At 41.3% G+C, this 17,194-nt stretch carries 19 protein-coding genes; 10 read left to right on the plus strand and 9 right to left on the minus strand.

The genetic code is table 11. From position 1 onward, the window contains the following. Nucleotides 1-5: 5 nt before the first annotated feature. From arnD to slyA, 6 genes are all read left to right on the plus strand, one after another. Nucleotides 6-899, plus strand: coding sequence for a 4-deoxy-4-formamido-L-arabinose-phosphoundecaprenol deformylase (arnD, locus tag AAC854_RS11115; protein WP_340617156.1), 894 nt, complete (start codon nucleotides 6-8; stop codon nucleotides 897-899). A gap of 7 nt (nucleotides 900-906) precedes the next feature. Further along, complete coding sequence (arnT, locus tag AAC854_RS11120) at nucleotides 907-2,568, plus strand: lipid IV(A) 4-amino-4-deoxy-L-arabinosyltransferase (protein WP_340617157.1); 1,662 nt, start codon at nucleotides 907-909, stop codon at nucleotides 2,566-2,568. Then, nucleotides 2,565-2,912 (plus strand): 4-amino-4-deoxy-L-arabinose-phosphoundecaprenol flippase subunit ArnE, encoded by a 348-nt coding sequence (gene arnE, locus AAC854_RS11125; protein ID WP_340617158.1) that lies wholly within the window; start codon nucleotides 2,565-2,567, stop codon nucleotides 2,910-2,912. The genes arnT and arnE overlap by 4 nt, the downstream gene beginning before the upstream one ends. Beyond that, the gene (gene arnF, locus AAC854_RS11130; protein WP_340617159.1) at nucleotides 2,912-3,298 is read left to right on the plus strand and encodes a 4-amino-4-deoxy-L-arabinose-phosphoundecaprenol flippase subunit ArnF; all 387 of its coding nucleotides are present in this window, start codon (nucleotides 2,912-2,914) and stop codon (nucleotides 3,296-3,298) included. The genes arnE and arnF overlap by 1 nt, the downstream gene beginning before the upstream one ends. Nucleotides 3,299-3,910: 612 nt before the next feature. Beyond that, a complete protein-coding gene (locus AAC854_RS11135; protein ID WP_340617160.1) occupies nucleotides 3,911-4,114 on the plus strand; it encodes a DUF1289 domain-containing protein in 204 nt (67 codons plus the stop codon). A gap of 712 nt (nucleotides 4,115-4,826) precedes the next feature. Then, nucleotides 4,827-5,264, plus strand: a complete 438-nt coding sequence (slyA, locus tag AAC854_RS11140; protein WP_187654566.1) for a transcriptional regulator SlyA — start codon at nucleotides 4,827-4,829, stop codon at nucleotides 5,262-5,264. 77 nt (nucleotides 5,265-5,341) lie between these two features. On the opposite strand, the gene AAC854_RS11145 is transcribed toward slyA, so the two are convergent. Continuing rightward, the gene (locus AAC854_RS11145; protein ID WP_340617161.1) at nucleotides 5,342-5,815 is read right to left on the minus strand and encodes an outer membrane lipoprotein; all 474 of its coding nucleotides are present in this window, start codon (nucleotides 5,813-5,815) and stop codon (nucleotides 5,342-5,344) included. Nucleotides 5,816-6,149: 334 nt separating this feature from the next. Between AAC854_RS11145 and anmK the strand changes: the two genes are divergently transcribed. From anmK to pdxY, 4 genes are all read left to right on the plus strand, one after another. Next, complete coding sequence (gene anmK, locus AAC854_RS11150; RefSeq protein WP_340617162.1) at nucleotides 6,150-7,259, plus strand: anhydro-N-acetylmuramic acid kinase; 1,110 nt, start codon at nucleotides 6,150-6,152, stop codon at nucleotides 7,257-7,259. Between the two features lie 101 nt (nucleotides 7,260-7,360). Then, nucleotides 7,361-8,014, plus strand: coding sequence for a pyridoxamine 5'-phosphate oxidase (pdxH, locus tag AAC854_RS11155; RefSeq protein WP_340617163.1), 654 nt, complete (start codon nucleotides 7,361-7,363; stop codon nucleotides 8,012-8,014). 226 nt (nucleotides 8,015-8,240) lie between these two features. Further along, nucleotides 8,241-9,512, plus strand: coding sequence for a tyrosine--tRNA ligase (tyrS, locus tag AAC854_RS11160; protein WP_340617164.1), 1,272 nt, complete (start codon nucleotides 8,241-8,243; stop codon nucleotides 9,510-9,512). Nucleotides 9,513-9,614: 102 nt separating this feature from the next. Beyond that, the gene (gene pdxY / locus AAC854_RS11165) at nucleotides 9,615-10,493 is read left to right on the plus strand and encodes a pyridoxal kinase PdxY (protein ID WP_340617165.1); all 879 of its coding nucleotides are present in this window, start codon (nucleotides 9,615-9,617) and stop codon (nucleotides 10,491-10,493) included. A 164-nt stretch (nucleotides 10,494-10,657) separates the two neighbouring features. Here pdxY and AAC854_RS24280 read toward each other — a convergent pair whose 3' ends face one another. The 8 genes from AAC854_RS24280 to AAC854_RS11195 all read right to left on the minus strand — a co-directional run bounded on the left by AAC854_RS24280 (nucleotide 10,658) and on the right by AAC854_RS11195 (nucleotide 16,571). After that, nucleotides 10,658-10,846 (minus strand): glutathione binding-like protein, encoded by a 189-nt coding sequence (locus AAC854_RS24280; RefSeq protein ID WP_422824078.1) that lies wholly within the window; start codon nucleotides 10,844-10,846, stop codon nucleotides 10,658-10,660. Nucleotides 10,847-10,943: 97 nt separating this feature from the next. Continuing rightward, a complete protein-coding gene (locus AAC854_RS11170) occupies nucleotides 10,944-12,281 on the minus strand; it encodes an MATE family efflux transporter (protein WP_340617166.1) in 1,338 nt (445 codons plus the stop codon). Between the two features lie 166 nt (nucleotides 12,282-12,447). Continuing rightward, nucleotides 12,448-13,206 carry a thioesterase domain-containing protein gene (locus tag AAC854_RS11175; protein ID WP_340617167.1) on the minus strand — a complete coding sequence of 253 codons (759 nt, stop codon included), beginning with the start codon at nucleotides 13,204-13,206 and terminating at the stop codon, nucleotides 12,448-12,450. Then, complete coding sequence (locus AAC854_RS11180; RefSeq protein ID WP_340617172.1) at nucleotides 13,182-14,426, minus strand: condensation domain-containing protein; 1,245 nt, start codon at nucleotides 14,424-14,426, stop codon at nucleotides 13,182-13,184. The genes AAC854_RS11175 and AAC854_RS11180 overlap by 25 nt, the downstream gene beginning before the upstream one ends. Continuing rightward, a complete protein-coding gene (locus tag AAC854_RS11185; RefSeq protein ID WP_340617168.1) occupies nucleotides 14,413-15,420 on the minus strand; it encodes a condensation domain-containing protein in 1,008 nt (335 codons plus the stop codon). Before AAC854_RS11185 ends, AAC854_RS11180 begins: the two co-directional genes overlap by 14 nt. Next, nucleotides 15,399-15,857 carry an SDR family oxidoreductase gene (locus AAC854_RS11190; protein ID WP_340617169.1) on the minus strand — a complete coding sequence of 153 codons (459 nt, stop codon included), beginning with the start codon at nucleotides 15,855-15,857 and terminating at the stop codon, nucleotides 15,399-15,401. The genes AAC854_RS11185 and AAC854_RS11190 overlap by 22 nt, the downstream gene beginning before the upstream one ends. After that, complete coding sequence (locus AAC854_RS24285) at nucleotides 15,817-16,155, minus strand: acyl-CoA synthetase family protein (RefSeq protein WP_422824079.1); 339 nt, start codon at nucleotides 16,153-16,155, stop codon at nucleotides 15,817-15,819. Before AAC854_RS24285 ends, AAC854_RS11190 begins: the two co-directional genes overlap by 41 nt. Beyond that, nucleotides 16,098-16,571, minus strand: a complete 474-nt coding sequence (locus tag AAC854_RS11195) for an AMP-binding protein (protein ID WP_340617170.1) — start codon at nucleotides 16,569-16,571, stop codon at nucleotides 16,098-16,100. The genes AAC854_RS24285 and AAC854_RS11195 overlap by 58 nt, the downstream gene beginning before the upstream one ends. Between the last annotated feature and the right edge of the window lie 623 nt (nucleotides 16,572-17,194).

Below are 17,194 nucleotides of genomic sequence, written 5' to 3' on the forward strand. Positions count from 1 at the left end.
ATGTAATGAAACAAGTTGGTTTGAGAATTGATGTGGATACTTATCGAGGCACAAAGGAAGGTGTACCGCGATTACTTGAAATTTTGCAGCAGTATGATATTCAAGCCAGCTTTTTCTTCAGTGTTGGGCCGGATAACATGGGGCGCCATTTATGGCGCCTGTTGCGGCCTAAATTCCTCTGGAAGATGTTGAGATCAAATGCGGCATCCCTTTACGGTTTGGATATCTTGCTGGCAGGTACAGCATGGCCGGGTAAAAAAATCGCAAAAGATCTGGGCTACCTGATGAAACAAACGATGGATGCAGGTCATGAAGTTGGTTTGCATGCGTGGGATCATCAAGGCTGGCAGGCTAAAGTGGGGGACTGGTCTGAAGCTGAACTGACAGAGCAAGTGCGATTGGGTATTAATGCGTTGGAAATGGCGACAGGGCAGCCTGTTACATGTTCGGCTGTTGCTGGCTGGCGAGCGGACGAACGTGTACTGATGGTTAAACAGCGTTTTGGGTTTGGTTACAATAGCGATTGTCGGGGGACACATCCATTTAGGCCACTTTTGCCTGATGGAAACTTGGGCACTGTACAAATTCCTGTCACATTACCGACTTATGATGAAGTTGTTGGCACACAGGTCAGCGATGATGGCTTTAATCATTTTATCCTTGAAGCCATCAAAAATGAGCGTGGGGTTCCGGTTTATACCATTCATACCGAAGTTGAAGGTATGTCGAAGTCTTCACAGTTTGAAACACTATTGAACATGCTTCATCAGCAAGGTGTTCAGTTCTGTAAGTTAAGTCATTTATTACCTGAAAATAGAGACACGCTTCCTGTTGGGAAAATTGTACGTTCAGATTTTCCCGGTCGTGAAGGCTGGTTAGGTTGCCAACAAGAGGTATAACACAGTTATGTTGAATACTCGGACGAGTAAAGCTGGAGCCGTTCTGATGGCTCTTTTTTTTATTCTTACTTACCTATTACCTCTGGATAGCCGCCTATTATGGCAACCGGATGAAACGCGGTATGCTGAAATTAGCCGGGAAATGCTGCAACGTGGGGATTGGATTGTTCCTTACTTCTTAGATATCCGCTATTTTGAAAAGCCTGTTGCTGGCTATTGGTTTAATAATATCAGCCAATGGATTTTTGGACATAATAACTTTGCTGTCCGTTTTGGCTCTGTATTCAGCATCCTGCTGAGTGCCTTTTTGTTTTACCGGCTTGCCATGATGATGTGGCAATGTCGCCAGACGGCTTTTGTTGCAAGCCTGATTTATATTTCCATGTTTATTGTCCTTTCCATTGGTACCTATAGTGTCCTTGATCCGATGTTCTCTTTATGGATTACTGCGGGGATAGTGAGTTGCTATTGGGCACTTAAGGCAGGAAGTACTCGAGAACGGGTTCTGGCATGGTCTGCATTAGGACTGGTTTGCGGCATGGCTTTTATGACCAAAGGATTTCTGGCTTTGGCGTTACCTGTGATAGCAATGGTACCCATCACAATATACCAGAAACGTTTTCTGGAAATGGTTCGTTTTGGACCTATTGCCGTGATATTTGCTGTTTTAATTAGTTTGCCGTGGGTAATTGCAGTTGCTTTACGCGAGCCGGACTATTGGCATTACTTCTTCTGGGTAGAGCATATACAACGTTTTGCTTCTGAGAAAGCACAACATATTGCGCCCATTTGGTATTACTTGCCAATATTAGTATTAGGTGTGATTCCGTGGTTAGGGTTACTGCCTGGTGCGCTGGTTAAAAGCTGGAAAGAGAAAAAAGACCATCCAGAAATGTTTTTCTTGTTCTGCTGGTTCATTGTTCCATTTGCATTTTTCAGTATAGCAAAAGGGAAATTACCAACTTATGTTTTACCATTTATCGGCCCATTGGCACTGATGATGGCAAAATATGCTGTTGATTGTGTCAAAAATGGCAATATGAAAGCATTAAAAATGAATGGACTCGTGAATGTTTTCATTGGAGTGATTGCTATTTTAGTGCTGTTTGTCTTGGAAACGTTGACTAGTCATCCTCTCTACCAACCCAATGAATGGCTGAAATGGATTATGGGTATTATTGCCTTTGGGGTTTGGGGTGGGATTGGTTATCTATGCTTCATTCATGATGGTAAATATTGGTTATGGGCTGCGGCCTGTTCCATTGTGCTCAGTTTATCGATCGGAGCTGCATTGCCTAACAAAACGATTAACTCAAAACTTCCTCAGCACTTTATTAGACAAAATGAAAAAGAATTGGCAGATAGTAAATATATCCTGTCTCAGTCTGTTGGGGTAGGCGCGGCGATTGCATGGGAATTAAAACGCAATGACATTTATATGTTTGATCGTCCGGGCGAATTGGAATATGGCCTTAATTACCCAGATAGCCGATATAGATATGTAACACACGAAGAATTTCCTGAATGGTTAAAGAAAGCGCGTAAAGAAGGCCAGGTTGCGATTGTTTTCCTGTTGTCTTCAACTGGGGAACTTCCTGAGTTACCTAAGCCAGATAAAATACGCAGTAACCATCGTTTTGTCCTTGTGATTTATCAGAAACAACCATGAGCAGCAACATAGTATTATTATTTTTGGTTAGTTTACTAACCTGTGCCGGACAACTATGTCAGAAACAGGCAGTTATTTGTTGGCAAAAAAAAGATACCCCCCATAAAGGGGTATCTATGGTGATATGGTTGTCCGGTGCTATTCTTCTGTTGGGCATAGGAATGATATTTTGGCTGCGATTATTACAATTTTTGCCGCTGAGCATTGCATATCCTATTCTCAGTATAAATTTTGTCGTAGTGACTCTGATTGGGCAATTTTTATATCAGGAAAAAGTGGGGCTAAAACACTGGATCGGCGTTTTTGCGATTATGTTGGGCATTTTATTGATGAGCCTGAGTTAATGAAAGGTTATCTTTGGGGAATAGTGAGCGCCTTGTTGATCACTTTAGCACAATTGCAATTGAAATGGGGAGTTGCCCGTTTGCCGGAGCTTTCGTTGTCAGCACATTGGCTGGATATCGATTGGCTTTGGGCAAATCATACTCCTTTGCTGGTGGTTATGGCTGGGTTGGCAGGGTATGCACTGTCCATGTTATGTTGGTTTTTTACCTTGAAATATCTGCCATTGAATAAAGCGTATCCTATTATTAGTTTGAGTTATGCTTTTGTTTATTTAATGGCGGCCTTATTGCCTTGGTTCAATGAACCAGTTTCATTGTTGAAAACGGCAGGAATGGCTTTTATTTTATTAGGAGTTTGGTTAATCAGCCGGCCAGAAAACACGTAGTTGCTGGAGCATTGGGCTATTAATAAAAAATAGCTCAAAATATTTGTTATTACCATCTGCTTGGTTGTTTCCCGGAAGACGGCGGTGTTTATCCGGCTCTTGCTCATTTTATTCCCTCCAACTTAAGATGAAGTTCCACGTCAGCTTGTGCCTCAGCAATTATCACTCACTTGATGAAAACGTCTTTTGAGACAGTCATAATGTCAATTTTCTGACTGATGTCTGATTCTCTTATTTAAGAGAATACTCAAATGGCAAAGGTTGATGTGGTTTGCCTTTTTGCTTGGGTGCCTCATGCTGTTCTGGGGCTGCATGGGATGCTGATAATAACAAGATAGCCTTGAATGCAAGAGAATAAGAGAAATTAAAAATGCAATAATTTCAATGGCATGATGAGTGATTTTGGACTTGTTTAGTGAAATTCAGGTGTTTTTTTATAGTTGATACAACTAGAACGTGTATAGATTGAAGTAATTCATTTTGTCTTTTATTTATTTTGTTTCATTTTGTTATTGTTTTTGTTATAAATTGTTACAAGATGATTTTATACTGATCAACATAGTAAATCCTTTGTGGAGAAGAGGCTTATAAACCTGGATACGGGAGGATGAGATGGCTGAACAATTAGAATTTTTTGCTATTCCAAACCCTTGCCGAGGGATCTGTGAATCTGACTCCCGTGGTTTTTGTCGGGGATGCTATCGGAGCAGAGAGGAGCGATTTATATGGATGAAACTATCAGATGGTGAAAAAAGAAAAATATTGCACTTATGTCATCATAGACATCTAAGATGGTTAAAAATAAAAGCAAATTAGGAAAATATTATACCAGATAATCAGGAATTATTTTAGCTTTATACTGAATGGCTGAAAAAATTTCTTATATGAATAATATTTCATAATTACCGTGGGAATAAGAAATATTACCAGTAATAAATGATGTAATATCTGTATTAAATATTTTTTATTTGACATAAGTCGATCAAAAATAGCATTCTCGTTGGATAATTGAAAAGTTTTAGTAAAATTTTCTTATTAAAGAATTATTTATTGAACAATAAAAGAGCTGTTTTGTTATCTTGTTGTTTTTTATGTTTTTTATTCTAATATTGACACTATCTGTAAGAGAAAAATGATATTAATGTAAAAATATATAGATTAGTATTTGGATGGCGGTTATTCTTATAGAACTTTAACCGAGTGGAAATGTATATATTTTGGGGGATTGTATTTTTTTAGTTGATATTTAAACTTACAATAGTTTAGTCGGAGGATTATTTTATACAGTTTATATCGTTGGTGGATTAATGCGCGATTTTATTCGGTGCGCCGTAAAACTTCGCTCTTTAGGGCGACGAAGATGTCAACTTTGAGTAACAAGCCAACGCGACACTAATTAGGTAATTAGCAAAATTTCTGATTCTGCTAATGTAAGAATGATATAGGGTGCGTATCCATTATTCATATGAATAAACTGATTGGGTAATTCATTGATGTTATATGAGTCTCTAATTATAAGGAGGGGTAATTGGAATTGACATTGGGATCAGACCTGGCACGTTTAGTTCGTGTTTGGCGCGCTTTAATTGATCATCGTTTGAAACCGTTGAAATTAACTCAGACGCATTGGGTTACTCTATACAATATTAGTCAGCTGCCACCAGAGCAGTCACAGATACAGCTCGCGAAAGCTATTGGTATTGAGCAGCCATCTCTGGTGAGAACCCTTGATCAATTAGAAGAAAAGAAACTGATTACGCGTCACACATGTGCCAATGATCGGCGAGCCAAAAGAATCAAATTAACCGGAGAATCTGAAACTTTTATCAGAGAAGTGGATAGTGTTATTGATTTGACAAGGAAAGAAATTTTGGAGGGAATTACTCATGATGAGTTAATTCTTCTATCTTCCGTAATAAAAAAAATCGAAAAGAATATTAACCAATTACATAAACAGGTAATATAAAAGTTAATTAATAATATAAAATCGCGGTCCAGATACTGGCAATCCGCGATTTTTTAGTTTTATGCTACTTGAATGTTTCAGAGTGGTGATACAGTCAGAGAATCTCCACTGTTGGCAATTCTGACTCGTTGTCCTCTGTTGAATCTGACCTGATCCAGTTTTTGTACTACGATAATATTTTTTCCGCTGTCCGTACGAATTTCTAACTCAACACCTTTCGTTTTATCTATAGCACCTTCGATGCCTTGCCCAGCCAGACCACCGGCAATAGCACCTGCGGCTGTAGCAAGTTTTTGACCAGAGCCACCACCGACCGTATTACCTAACAACCCGCCTAAAACAGCGCCACCAATGAGGCCTAACATATTAGGATCGCCAGCTTGATTACCTTTGATAGTGATAGGGCGTACAGAAAGAATGGTGCCATAGGTTACAGTTTGAGCTTGATTGGCTTGTCCAATAGAATAAGTATCACTAGAAAGCGCTCCCATGTCTGCACAACCAGATAATGTGGTAAGGACAACTGCACCAACCAGGAAACGTTTTAACATAGTCACTCCTATTTTAATACCCGATAGAGAAGCTTGATAATAAACCTATAACCAAGCATTCGGCTACTATTGTTAGTAGCAGATACTATTGCTAGCGGCAGGAAGAATAAATTTGCCAACCACTAATGATTCATATCTGCATATATAATAAATGTTCACAATCAACTCCGAAAGGAATAATTCCTGACCAAAAGTTTAGCATGTTTTGTGAAGAGCTTTCCAAAACTCAGATTTTATCTCTGATAATAATCATTAAACATATATAGTCCGAATCGATGTACTTTATAGTCTACTCAAGATTAAATGTAATCCATTCTTTAATAGGGGAATATTTATGAAGTCAGGGCGTTATATTGGTGTTATGTCTGGCACCAGCATGGATGGAGTTGATGTTATTCTAGCGGAGATTAGTGATAAGGCAGTTACCCAGCAAGTAAGTTATAACCATTCTTTCCCACAAGAGTTGAAACAAAAATTGCTTTCCATCTGTCAGGGGCAGCAAACGACATTATCAATGGTGGGAAGGTTTGATTATGAACTTGGTACTCTTTTTGCCGAAGCAGTGCAAGGGTTGTTGGATAAGGCTGGTCTCACCGCAAGCGATATTACTGCAATCGGGTGTCATGGGCAGACGGTATGGCATGAGCCAGATGGAGAGAAACCGTTTACTATGCAAATTGGCGACAATAATCGTGTGGCAGCACTGACCAATATTACAACTGTAGGTGATTTCAGACGACGTGATATGGCTTATGGCGGTCAGGGAGCGCCTTTGGTGCCAGCATTTCATATGGCGGTATTGGGTCACCCGACAGAGAGGCGTGTTATTTTGAATATTGGCGGTATTGCGAATATTTCCGCGCTTCTGCCTAATTCTGCGGTTAAGGGATATGATACCGGGCCCGGGAATATGTTGATGGATACCTGGACATGGCAACATAAGCAAATACCATATGACAAAGATGCGTTGTGGGCCAGTGAAGGCATTGTCAATGAATCTTTACTCCAGAAAATGCTTTCTGACCCTTATTTTGCACGTACTGCACCAAAGAGCACAGGGCGTGAGTATTTTAATATGGCATGGCTGGAAAGGCAGTTGGCTGATTTTCCAGATGTTTCACCTGTGGATATTCAGGCAACACTGGCTGAATTAACGGTTGTAAGTATTGCCCAGCAAGTTGTGTTGAGTGGTGGCTGTGATCGTCTTCTTGTTTGTGGCGGCGGGGCCCGAAATCCGCTTGTGATGAGTCGGTTATCAGCTTTATTGCCAGATTCTGAAGTGGCTACGACAGACAAATATGGATTGAGTGGTGATGACATGGAAGCACTGGCATTTGCCTGGTTGGCATTCCGAACCATGTCCGGACTGTCTGGTAATTTGCCATCAGTAACGGGTGCAGACAGGGAAACGATTTTAGGGGCAATTTACCCTGTGGTGAGCTAAAAATCAGTTGGTAGCTATTTGGTGTGGCTATATAGTTAGCTTTATATAGTTAGTAGATAGCAATGATATGCTAATACTCATTAAGAAATCGAGAGTTAGAAATGTCTGAACATAATGAAACAGCCATTGCAGAATTGCGCCGCGAATATATACGCGGTGGATTAAGGCGCAAAGATCTTACTAAAGAACCCATTGAACTTTTTGAACATTGGTTAAAGCAGGCCTGTGAAGCTAAACTAAGCGATCCGACGGCAATGTGCGTTGCTACAGTAGATGAACATGGTCAACCTTACCAGCGTATTGTTCTATTAAAACATTTTGACGCTCACAGCTTAGTTTTTTATACCAACCTTGGTAGCCGGAAGGCGAAACATCTGTCCCAGAATAATCGGATTAGCCTCTATTTCCCATGGCATCAATTGGAAAGGCAAGTCAGTTTTCTTGGTAAGGCGGAAAAACTGTCTCCTGCTGAAGTTATAAAATATTTCCATAGCCGTCCAAGAGATAGCCAAATTGCCGCTTGGGCTTCCCAACAATCCTCGCGAATTTCTGCCAGAGGTATTTTGGAAAGTAAGTTCTTGGAGCTGAAACAAAAGTTTCTTAATGGAGAAGTTCCTTTGCCCAGTTTTTGGGGAGGATTCAGAGTTGAATTTGATTCTGTAGAATTCTGGCAGGGAGGCGCCCATCGTCTTCACGACCGTTTTTTGTATCAGCGTGAAGGTGACGAATGGCATATTGATCGCTTAGCGCCTTAACAACCTATACCTTATACAAAATGCCCTGTGCCGAATGAACCTCAATGACCTTCAAATTGCAGTCAATAATGCAGTCGATAACGCAGTGATTTGAAAGGTAAAGGATGTAATTACCGTTTTTAATACTGGCACTTATATTACGGGCGTTTTATTCTATAGCACGTGATTTATAACGAGATACTTATATAGGTATATAGGTAACGTATACAAACCGATGGAGTCATTGATGTCTAGCAATAACCTGATAAAACAACTGCAAGAGCGGGGCCTTGTTGCCCAGGTAACGGATGAAGAGGCGTTAGCTGAGAGACTGGCGCAAGGTCCGGTTTCTCTCTATTGTGGCTTCGATCCTACCGCTGACAGCTTGCATTTGGGCCATCTGGTTCCCTTGCTGTGTTTAAAACGATTCCAACTTGCTGGGCATAAGCCTATTGCGTTGGTCGGTGGTGCGACAGGTTTGATTGGCGATCCTAGCTTTAAGGCAACTGAACGCAAATTAAACACAGAAGAAACAGTCAAAGAATGGGTTGAGAAAATTCGCAAGCAGGTTTCTCCATTCCTCAGTTTTGATGGTGAAAATGGTGCAGAGTTAGCCAATAACTATAATTGGTTTGGTGAAATGGATGTGCTGACTTTCCTGCGTGATATTGGTAAGCATTTTTCCGTTAATCAGATGATCAACAAAGAAGCGGTGAAGCAACGTTTAAATCGCGATGATGTTGGTATTTCCTACACAGAATTTTCTTATAACCTGTTACAGTCCTATGACTTTGCTAAGCTGAATGGAAAATATGGTGTTGAATTGCAGATTGGTGGTTCAGATCAGTGGGGCAACATTACTTCAGGTATTGATTTGACTCGTCGTTTACACCAGAAACAAGTGTTTGGAATGACAGTACCACTGATCACTAAATCAGATGGCACTAAATTCGGTAAGACTGAAGGTGGGGCAGTTTGGTTGGATCCGAAAAGAACCAGTCCATACAAATTTTACCAGTTCTGGATTAACACAGCAGATGCAGATGTTTACCGTTTCCTGAAATTCTTTACTTTCATGAGCATTGAAGAAATTAATGCACTGGAAGAAGAAGATAAAAATAGCGGTAAAGCGCCACGTGCTCAGTATATATTGGCAGAGCAAGTCACCAAATTAGTGCATGGAGAAGTAGGTCTTGCTGCGGCTAAGCGTATTACTGAGAGTTTATTCTCCGGTGCTGTGGCTGACTTGACTGAAGATGACTTTGCTCAACTGGCTCAGGATGGTATGCCAGCAATTGAACTTGAAAATGGGGCTGACCTGCAACAAGCATTGGTTTCTACTGAGTTTGTTCCTTCCCGTGGTCAAGCGCGTACTATGATCAGTTCCAATGCAGTTTCCATCAATGGCGTAAAACAATCTGAGCCTATGTATGTATTTACGGACGGTGATCGTTTGTTCGGGCGTTATACTTTGTTACGTCGTGGTAAAAAACATTATTGCCTTATCGACTGGAAATAATTCATAAAGATGTTATTAAAGGGCAACAGTGATGTTGCCCTTTAAGTATCTGGCATCTTTATCAGCTACTCACAGATCTTAAAATATAAATTAGGCCTTATAATGAAAAATATTCTTTCAATTCAGTCTCATGTGGTTTTTGGTCATGCGGGAAACAGCGCGGCTGTTTTTCCTATGAGTCGTATGGGAGTGAACGTATGGCCATTAAATACGGTTCAGTTTTCTAATCACACTCAATATCCTCAATGGCGTGGATGTGTAATGCCGCCAGAACATCTGACAGAAATTGTGCAGGGAATTAGCGAAATTAATAAATTGGCATCCTGCAATGCTGTTCTGAGTGGTTATATCGGTTCTGCGGAACAGGGGAGTCATATTCTCGATATTGTAAAGCAGGTTAAGAAAGCTAATCCCGAAGCATGGTATTTCTGCGATCCTGTCATGGGACACCCAGAAAAGGGATGTATTGTTGCATCTGGTGTTGCTGAATTTTTTTGTGAGAAGGTATTACCCGTCAGTGATATTATTGCACCTAATTTACTGGAGCTTGAAACACTGGCTATGCGGAAAATTGAGAATGTAGAACAAGCCATATCCGCAGCACGTGAATTATGTGAAAAAGGCCCTAAGATAGTGTTAGTTAAGCACTTAAGCCGTGCAGGTTACCGGGCAGATTGTTTTGAAATGCTTTTAGTGACTAAAGAACATAGTTGGCATGTTAGTCGCCCATTGATTGATACGGGAGTGCGTCAACCAGTTGGTGTTGGTGACTTAACCAGTGGTTTATTCCTCGTCAATCTATTGAAAAGCCCATCTTTGACAAACGTAGCATTACAAGCTGCATTAGAACATATTGCAGCGGCAGTTTATGAAGTGATGTTGGAAACGCAAAAAAGTGAGGAGTTTGAATTACAGCTCGTTGCTGCCCAAGATAAGATAGTTAAACCAACACATCAATTCAACGCATCACAAATTGACTGATCGTTAAAGATGATATACCCAGTAAATTTCAGTATGTCGCACAACGGCAAGAGAACAAACCTCCGAACATAACAAATTAAAATTATGTATGGGGTGAGCGCAGCCAGCAAAGCTGCAACTTGAAAGATTAAGGGTACAAATTATATTCAGCTTCCGGTAGTAAGCTACCGGAAGCTTATAGCATTAAAAAATATCTTTTTCAGATTTAAATTAACCAATCCAGAAATGTCTAATTTTGTCTGAAATACCCATCGAACGATGACGAATAAATAAGAATCCACAATAGTGAAATGATTTCCAGCAATATAGGGAGTTTTTGCCAATACACTATCGATATAAGTGAGGTTGGACATTTTGTGGATATCAGATCAGCCAGCCCCAATCTGGATGAGGGAAATTTTACAACTATCACAGACCTCAAACATTATCAGTGCATGAATAACGTGCTATTTATCCTGCTAATTCAGCAGAAATATACGTACGTTGCCGTAACAGCATTTGCAACCGGGTTTGCATTACAAGACAAGCGATAAACAACCCGGAACACATGCCCCACCATACACCCGCAGGACCGAGAGAATACTGTGACAGCCACCATGCGATGGGTAATCCGATCCCCCAATAACTTACTCCAGAAATAATAACCGTAACTTGTGCATCCTTAAGAGCACGGAGAAGTCCACATACCATTGTTTGCCAACCATCCAGCAAGCATAGCAGGGCAGCAAACGGCACTAACATTAATGCTATATTTTTGGCCTCAGTTGCCTGATTTACATCAGAAGGCAGAAAAAGGGACAATAATTCATTTGGGATCAGCAATAATATTGAGATAGTCAATAATGACCATAATAGGATTAGGGCATTTCCAATCCAGGATAAGTTACGTACTTTATGCCAGTTTCCCGCACCTGAGGCTTGCCCTGCACGCATGGAAACCGCATACATCAGACCCAGTGGCACACTGAAACTTGTGATGACCAATTGCATGATGCTTTGATGAGCAGCCAGCGTGATGGCACCTAAAGCTCCCATTAGCCAGGTACAGCCATTAAACAAACTATTTTCCAGACCAAGAGTTCCCGCGGTAGGTATCCCAATTTTAAGGAGTTCGGGCATGATGGTTAAATCTTTGCGGGTTAATCGGGTAAAGATTGGATAGCGTTTGTAATGGGGGTGCAGGCATAGAACCACAATGAATATAACTCCCATATAGCCATATGTAATGGTGGAAGCAATGGCGATACCATATATCCCCATTATTTTGGATAAAATCCACCCTAAACTACCAGAGAGGATAAGTGCACTGAACATAATGAAGGGAATAGGGCCCGGTTTACCTATGCCGGCGGTAAATCCTCTCAATGCGAGAAATAAGAGTCCAAATGGCATCCCCCAAACGAGTATATATAAGAATTTCTGGGCCATTTCTACGGTATCTGGTGGTTGTCCAAGCATCAGCATCAGAGGGGTAATATTCCACAAGAGTATTCCCATTCCAAAAGATAAAAGTAGTGCAAGAAGTAATCCACAACGAATGGCGGAAACAATATCACGGCGGCGACCTGCACCATGATAGATGGCAACCAAATTACCCGCAGCGGAGATGACACCAAATGACAGTATGTAGCATAAGTAAAATGCCGAAATAGCCAATGCACCTGCTGCAAGTGCCTGTGGGCCGAGTTGTCCCATCAGTAATGTATCGATGAATAAAATCCCACTTTGCGCACATTGAGAAATAATTAACGGAATCGCAAGTGCCAGAATGGAACGTATATCATCCATCCAATTAGGCGGCTTAATCATATTTTTAATTTGAAGGTATATATTCAAATTTACATCCTTACTCAAATTTATAAATATGCCCCACAGTTATTCTTCTGTAGGGCAGTTGTTTTTTAGCTATTACCTTCTTACTGATTACTCTGTTTCACTGATGAGTATGTTGGTTTCAGGCAAAGCATTTTGTCGGACAAATATCTGATTGAGGATATTTGCTGTTTCCCCCGATGTTGTTTTCCTTAAAAATATCATCATGGGTAGCATTAATGCGATAGGTGTTAAATTCACCCTCGACGAGTTCTTCCCAATGATTAACAAGATTGTCAAAAATAAGAGGATTGTTGAGCTCTCGCTCCTGTGACGCTTGTATCAGTGCGACACGACCCGCATAAGGACGCGGCTGATAGTTCATCAGTAATTCTGGATTGTGCTGTAACTCAACCGAGAACGCTTTACCAAATGTACTTTCAGGATCAACGCCTTCCTTAGACATAAAGTTTTGCAAGGCGACTTCATCAGGTTGTTGCCAATGGCGATTCGATGCAAAGAAACTATCTATCAGGACAAGTGTTTCAACCTCTTGACCCATAGCACACAATTGTTGAGCCATTTCATAAGCGACGACACCACCATAAGACCATCCCCCTAAATGGTAAGGCCCGTTGGGGTGTACTTTACGAATTGCTGCGACATAGTGCTCAGTTTGTTGTTCTATGCTGATGAAACGCCCCTGTTTTTGACCAAAAGTCGGATTGTTTAATCCAAAGAGCCGTTTGCCCGGTATACGTTTACTCAGGGCAAGGTATGGAAATGCCAGGCCAAAAACAGGATGAACAAGAAAAATAGCCTCATCAGAGTCTGTTTCTGAAAGGGTTAACAAGATGTCTTTGTCTGGATTCAGGGTTACCTCATCAAAGATTTCTGCCAACTCTTTTGGTGTTGGGCGCTGGAAAATATATCGCTGTCAGTAATCAGACATAGCACTTTCGCATCGTTCAGGATGAGATTAATTCTGTCTGCTGGATAATCATTATCAATAGGGACGTACATTCCTCCCGCTTTAAGTATTGCCAGAATCGTGACGATGGCTTCTGGCGAAGGGCGTAACAACATACCGACAGGTGTTTCATACGAAACTCCTTTGAGTTGCAGGAAGTCTGCAAGTTCTGATGATTTTGCATCCAACTCAGCATAACTGATTGAGCGTTCTCCTGCGATGAGTGCAATGGCATCAGGATTAGCGTTGACTTGTTGCCTGAAGATCGACACAACATTGCCTTTGGCCTTAGATATTGATGTCGGAGGTATGGACAACGAACCTGTTTGCAGTGGTATGCTTGCCAGCTCCAGTTTTGGCGTATTCGCGATTGCCTGAAGTAAGCTAGCGAAACTGTCGGCAAAGTGACGGATAGACTCTTCACGGAACAGTTCTGTCGAATATTCAAAAGCAAGCTCAAGCCCGTGGCTATCTTCTTTGACGGCAAGTAATAGGTCAAAGCGGGCGATTTGCGTGTCGACTTCGAAGAACGTTGTTTTTACATGAGGAAGTTCCAGTTGCCATTCGTTTTCGTTTTGCATATCAAACATAGTTTGAAACACCGGATGCTGGTTAAAACCGCGCTTAGCCTGACAGATTTCCACGATTCGTTCAAACGGAATATCCTGATGTTCATAAGCATCCAGTGTATTGTTCTTGACGACTTCCAAGAATTCGCTGAACGGCATCTCAGGAGCACACTGGCTGCGGATAGCGAAGGTGTTAACAAACAGGCCAATGGTCTTTTCAACTCCTTGATAATGCCGGTTAGCGATGGGAACGCCGACAACAAGATCCTCTTGGGTGGTCAGACGGAACAACAGGGCCTTATAGGCAGTAAGCAGCATCATAAATAAAGTGGCGCCGCTCTGTTCGCCTAATTTACGTAATTGCACATAGGTTTCGGAAGGTATCCGGGAGTTGAGTACTTTTCCGTGATAACTCAGTTGTGCCGGGCGTGTATAGTCTGTTGGCAAGGCTAAATAATCCGGAGCACCGGATAGTTTAGTGCGCCAATAATCTGCCTGATGTTGAAGATCTGGATTAGATAGATACTGGCGTTGCCAAGTAGCAAATTCGCTATAACACAGTCCTTGCTTACCGGTGGGGATCGATCATGTTTTCGGTGATAGCGCTGTATCGTTGTCCAAATTCATGCAGGAAGATAGTACGTGACCAGCCATCCGTAATAAGATGGTGGAAAGTCAGTGCCAAATAATGCTTCTGCTCATGAATCTGGAATAAGGTTGCTCTCAATCCGCCCTCATTTTCCAAATCCATAGTACGTCTGGCTTCAATACTGAGTAATTGGGCCAACTCGTTTTGCAGACTGGCGCCATCAAGGTTTGCCAATCCTTCACAATGCTGGATTTTTATCTCAGTCATCGCATTAGCTAAGACTTGTGTCACTTGATCATGTTCTTGCACAAACCGTACACGTAGCAATGGATGATATTTGGCAGTATGAGCAAAAGCCTGTTGTAATCGTTTGATATCTAACGTGCCGTTCAATTCAAAGGCGATGGGGATATGATAGACCGCTGAATCAGGCATCAGTTGTGACAGGAACCAAAGTCGTTGCTGAGGGAAAGACAGCGGATATTTTTCAGACTTTGCCTGACGTGGGATCACTGTTTCTGAACGGTGTTCCATGGTTGACGCGATATCTATCTGTGTCGCCAATGCGCGGATTGTTGGTGCCTGAAAGAACTGCCGTAAACTGAACTCTATGCCAAATTGCTTGTTAATAGCGGAAAGTAGCTGTGTTGCCAGTAAAGAGTGACCGCCCAGAGTAAAGAAATTAGCATCTGTGCTGATAGTGGTGATATCCAGTAGTTTTGACCAATGATGACTGAGCCAAACTTCTGTTTTACCCGATGGCGCAACATATTTATCGGGGGATAAAGCAAGAACATCAACAACCAGATGTTCAAGTGCCTTACGGTCTAATTTGCCGGAGTTAGTTTTTGGTATTACATCCAGAAATGATATAAGGCCGGGAACCATATAGACAGGCAATCTGGCAACGGCCAACTGGCGTATTTCAGCCAGAATTGATTGTAAACGCGTAATGGCATCCGGTTTTATGGTAACAAATGCCGCCAAACGCTGGTGGCCTGAAATTCTGAATGGACAAATCCGGGTTCAATTAATGTGACACGAATGAGTTTTTCGCACAGTTCTTGACGTAGTGAGTCAACCAAAGAATGCAGGGCAAATTTAGTGGCACCGTATACAGGATTTCCGGCTGATACTGTCCGGCCGACCGTTGAGCCGATCACAACAATATCCCGGACTTTGGGGTCTGCCAGCGCTTGTTGTGAGAACAAAGCCGCACAAGAGCGTAATTGGTGCATCGCACCTAATAAGTTGATGTTAATGAGATCTTGCCATTGCCCTGAATCAGAGGTGGTCAGTGTTCCCGGCAATCCGCGTCCGGCACTTAATACAAAAGCGGTAGGAGCCTGCCCGAATTTTTGCTCTGCCAGCGAATGGAGTTGGTCATAATGATTGCTTTCTGTTGCATCGGCACATAATCCCATGACTTAGTGTCCCGTTAGCTTCTCTTCGAACCCGATCACCTGTGCGGTAATACCTACCGGCATAGCCAGAAAGTTCTACAAAGCGCTCCGCACTGGCCTGAGACAAATTTCTGTAACCTTTTGCCACAGAAGGCCCACCGATGAATAATTCTCCTTCAATGGGGCCTTTGTCACTGAATTTACCATCATTCCCACGTAAAAGAATTTGGGTACATCCGAAAGGTTGACCAATCGGTAATGTTAATTCGGAAGTGGTGTGTAACTCCTGAACAGAGACTGAATGGATTGTGACACCAATAGTTGTTTCAGTCGGACCATACTTGAATCATTCTGGTCAGAGGTTGCTGCACGATAATTTAACCAACGGAAACTACTTTCCTCTGCGAACGCTTCATTATCTTCGTCAGTGATAATAAAATCCGGCTGAATGGCATTCAACCTTGCCATCGTTTCCTGATGATTATTGCCTGCTTCCACAATGGCATAGGCATTGCCTGATCGCATAATTCCAAGAAGCGTTGCAATAATAGCAGGTTGCCTGTTCATTAAAATGGCGATAAGTGAATCAGATTCAGCTAATCGCTGATTAATAGATTTCGCGATATTATAAGAACTGATCGCCAATTGCGCATAAGTCATGGCTTCCGTTTTAGAATAAATCGCTACCTTATCGGCATTATAAGAAAAGTGATACTCAATTTTTTGCAATAACATTTTTTTCTTTCTGTGCCAGTCGAAAAATTAATAGAAATAGAACTAAGTGATATTTTGAATCACTCAGGTATGTTATTTAGCATCAGCATGATAAATGTAGGTTCTTATGGTTAATGGAAAAGCGCTAATATTTAATTTTACATATAAGTTCCTCATTGCTTATTTCAGCAATATATAAGTGAATTAAAGTAATAATTCAGAAAACTTGATTGATTTTGGATGGCAATAAATAAATAAATTAATCTTCTTCGCCATATTTTACTTATCATACAGCTATGAAAATTATTTTATGATCACCTTTCTGGTATAAATCACCCAGTTGATGAAGAATGGAAATTGATTTTGGCTGATGCTGGGCGTTGTTTGGAAAAGAGTATGATATTTGTCTTAAGGTTGGATTTACAGGAGTGAATGTTAATTTTTTCTAAATTATATGAATATTCAAAAACACTGGTATGTTTTCTCAATGCCATACATTGAATAATGAGTTTTTCTAAGTAGATTGAAGTAAAGCTGGATTAACGCAATAAGTGCAACATGCGACCGGTATAAGCTTCCATTGGCGTCAGCCCATTTAAAATCTTTCTTGGTGTCATATTCAGCCTCAATTCCATATCGCTGAT

The organism is Xenorhabdus entomophaga, from assembly GCF_037996725.1.
Classification (GTDB): Bacteria; Pseudomonadota; Gammaproteobacteria; order Enterobacterales; family Enterobacteriaceae; genus Xenorhabdus; species Xenorhabdus khoisanae.